This is a genomic window from Xenorhabdus yunnanensis (genome assembly GCF_028598805.1).
In the GTDB taxonomy this organism is placed as follows: Bacteria; Pseudomonadota; Gammaproteobacteria; order Enterobacterales; family Enterobacteriaceae; genus Xenorhabdus; species Xenorhabdus yunnanensis.
Window position 1 is genome coordinate 1 of record NZ_JAQRFI010000120.1, and the last position, 2,905, is coordinate 2,905.

5 protein-coding genes are annotated in these 2,905 nt (G+C 42.3%); 3 read left to right on the top strand and 2 right to left on the bottom strand.

Features of this window, described 5'->3' with window-relative positions; all coding sequences use genetic code 11:
- The 3 genes from PSI23_RS20825 to PSI23_RS20835 all read left to right on the top strand — a co-directional run.
- Positions 1-295: toprim domain-containing protein (locus PSI23_RS20825; protein WP_273556865.1), on the top strand; the 295-nt coding region annotated here is incomplete at its 5' end.
- Positions 292-1,152, top strand: coding sequence for a helix-turn-helix domain-containing protein (locus tag PSI23_RS20830; protein WP_273556869.1), 861 nt, complete (start codon positions 292-294; stop codon positions 1,150-1,152). The genes PSI23_RS20825 and PSI23_RS20830, both read left to right, overlap by 4 nt.
- Positions 1,145-1,549, top strand: a complete 405-nt coding sequence (locus PSI23_RS20835) for an antiterminator Q family protein (RefSeq protein ID WP_273556866.1) — start codon at positions 1,145-1,147, stop codon at positions 1,547-1,549. Before PSI23_RS20830 ends, PSI23_RS20835 begins: the two co-directional genes overlap by 8 nt.
- A 208-nt stretch (positions 1,550-1,757) precedes the next feature.
- On the opposite strand, the gene PSI23_RS20840 is transcribed toward PSI23_RS20835, so the two are convergent.
- Entirely contained in the window at positions 1,758-2,114 is a 357-nt protein-coding gene (locus tag PSI23_RS20840) for a DUF3969 family protein (RefSeq protein WP_273556867.1), read from the bottom strand.
- Positions 2,114-2,629: a hypothetical protein gene (locus tag PSI23_RS20845; protein WP_273556868.1), complete on the bottom strand. Its 516-nt coding sequence runs from the start codon at positions 2,627-2,629 to the stop codon at positions 2,114-2,116. Before PSI23_RS20845 ends, PSI23_RS20840 begins: the two co-directional genes overlap by 1 nt.
- Positions 2,630-2,905 lie beyond the last annotated feature (276 nt).

Below are 2,905 nucleotides of genomic sequence, written 5' to 3' on the forward strand. Positions count from 1 at the left end.
GTCCTGTAAGCAAATTTACGGGGTGAACACGTGGTCAACCATGAACGCCGGGCATATGGCGAAGTTTATCGCCCCTCGTGGTGTTAACCATCTGATTATCTTTGCAGATAACGACTGGAGCGCCACCGGGGAAGCGGCCGCCTATGCCTGTGCCAATAAAAATTTACTGGCTAACAACGATATTGAAAAGGTGAGCGTCAGATACCCTGATTTGGGTGATTTTAACGACCTGCTCCAGCAAGGTTGTCAAGCCAGAGAAAGAGTATTTCCTAAAAAGCAGCAGGAGACAGTATAACAATGGACAACACAGCACACAAAGCCCTCTTTACTCTTCCTGAACCCCGCTACAGTACGGCACTGGCGACGGTAAAACCGTTACCTGTTCAGCGCAAGATCACCGGTAATAAACAGGTGGATGCCTACTTGTGGGTACTGGCAGTCATTCGAACCAACGAACCTGCCCACCTTGAGGCAGCAGAAGCCGCCTTGAAGAAACTGAAAATCACGCCCAAAGAAGCCCAACAGAAATATTCTGATTATCTGATGAAATCGGGGGCAGCAGCTTTTCAGGTCGCCTTTGGCACTTTCAGTATGGATAACCCACAGGGCTATATTGATCGCGCGAAAGAGCAGATCAGCGATGCGGCGAAAGTCAGGGCAACCTTTGAGAGCTACGAAGCGGCGCTGGAACTGACCGAACCAGAAAAATTAATGCTGGTGGGGGAGTTGGCGGAAATCTATGAGGCGGGCTACTACTGGAACGAAAAAGAACTGACCGAAGGCTGTATGTACGGTGATCGTGTTACTGAAACCGAGAAGTTACGAAAAACCACGGCGAAAGGCTTTACTGAACAGCTTCCCGAACCGCATACCTTGTCTGATGTGGTGCGTGAGTTTTTGTATTGGGATTGGTTATATCAGATGCGCAATGTGGCCGCCAAAGAACTCGACCCGAACGGGTTCGGCGATGAGCGATATTATATCTATGATCGGGAAGATTACCTTGAAGAGAAACTGGTTACCCTCCAACCGATAAGCCGTCAGGAAGCGATTGACGTTTGCAAGTGGGTACTGGAAGAAGAGCGGTTCCATGATCGTGAACTGACCGACAGGATTATTCTGAATCTGGTGGGGGAGTGTGCTGATGCGTGATATTCAGATGGTACTGGAGCGTTGGGGTGGATGGGCAGCAAGCGGACACAGTAGTATTAATTATTCATCTATCGCGGCAGGCTTCAAAGGGTTACTGCCTTCAACGTCAAAATCACGGCCGTCTTGCTGTGATAATGATGGCATTGCTGTAGACGGCGCTGTAGGACGATTAATAAAATCAGGGCGTACAGATGAGTTTGAATTAATCGAATTGCATTATATCCACGACATTTCGAAATCAGAAATAGCCAGACAAAAGAAATGCTCTGAGGGGAAAATACGTCAAAATCTTATGGTCGCAGAAACCTTTGTAGAAGCCTGTTTAATTATGGCGGAGGTAACTTTGGAAATGGATGCTTGGACACATAAAGAGGTGCCAACAGAAAAAATAGCATAAAGACTTTTCGTAACGAAATTTATGGGCTATTGTGATAAGAGTGATAGCAATGTCACACAGCTTATTGAATTATCAGACCTCGCTTCTGCGGGGTTTTTTATGCTTAAGGCTCAGATTTAAAAAGATGACAGTCACCCTTGCATTCATTACAGAATGGGTAACTGCCACATTGCATTTAAGCTGATGGATACACTGTAGAATGGGTAATTTATCCTCTTCTACCTTTACCTTTTATGAGAATTTCTTTCTCCACCAATCTTCCTATTTCACCATTATTTTTAATGGCTAATAATGTTTGCTCGATCAACTCATCAATACTAGCGGGTAATTCTTTCGGTATTAAAGATGCTACGTCTTCAAGTTCACAGCCGAGGTTAATGATATCAATCAATTCGTCGGATACTTTAATTTTTTTTAATACGTCGGGGACATAGGGCATGAATATAAACCCTTCCGCTTCATCAATAGAAATCAGTTTTTTATCAAGAGAATGCAACAACCCCAAGACAAAAATGCCAACAAATTTTTCCGCGTGTTTCTTTTCAATACAATAACAAAGTTTCATTAACTTCCCCTTATACTCCACCCATGATGGACTTTCACATCAAATACAAGACCACTTTTGTGTTGAAAATAATGGATAGACACTCGCTGATTAGAGGCACTATAGCCGTTTTTATAGATTTTATACCATTGCCCAGCTCTTACGGCTCTTAGATCCTGCAAAACTTTTTTATTGTTAACAACATTCCGAGTTGTTCCATCTTGGACTGGCCTAAACCCTTTAGGATATTGCGGTGCATCCTTGATTGATTTGTAAGTATGCTTAATACTATTTGAGTGTCCGTGTTCATACCCATGACCATACCCGTGTTCATACCCATGACTATACCCGTGCTCATACCCGTGTTCATATCCATGATCATACCCATGTTCATATCCGTGTTTATGTTGCGTGTGCTTCTTAGTAATTAAAGTTTGATATGGGTTTATCGCTTCATCTGACGCTTGAAAGCTGTGCCCCGAAAAAGAGAGCGATACCAATAGAACGCTAAATAAAACCTTTGTAAATCGATTCATAAGAAGATCCTCAATATAAATAAGTTGGCTTTAAAGTATTCTCACAACAGAATTAAAATAACTCTGGCGTAATATGAGGCATTATATAGATACCCAGCTAAACGGAATTAAAACCAGAACCGATTTACTTCGGATAAAATATTAATAAAAGATAAATGAAATTGGTTATTAAAAATTATAGGGTGAGTAAAGCTTTGAATTTACAATCCAACTCCTGCAAAAAATGCAGTAGTTCAAAATCCCGTTTAATCACGGATAACGCCATTTGATAACGGA

Excerpts from the sequence above, each read along its gene's own strand:
- PSI23_RS20835 (WP_273556866.1), top strand. The coding sequence starts at position 1,145 with ATGCGTGATATTCAGATGGTACTGGAGCGTTGGGGTGGATGGGCAGCA.
- PSI23_RS20840 (WP_273556867.1), bottom strand. The coding sequence starts at position 2,114 with ATGAAACTTTGTTATTGTATTGAAAAGAAACACGCGGAAAAATTTGTT.
- PSI23_RS20845 (WP_273556868.1), bottom strand. The coding sequence starts at position 2,629 with ATGAATCGATTTACAAAGGTTTTATTTAGCGTTCTATTGGTATCGCTC.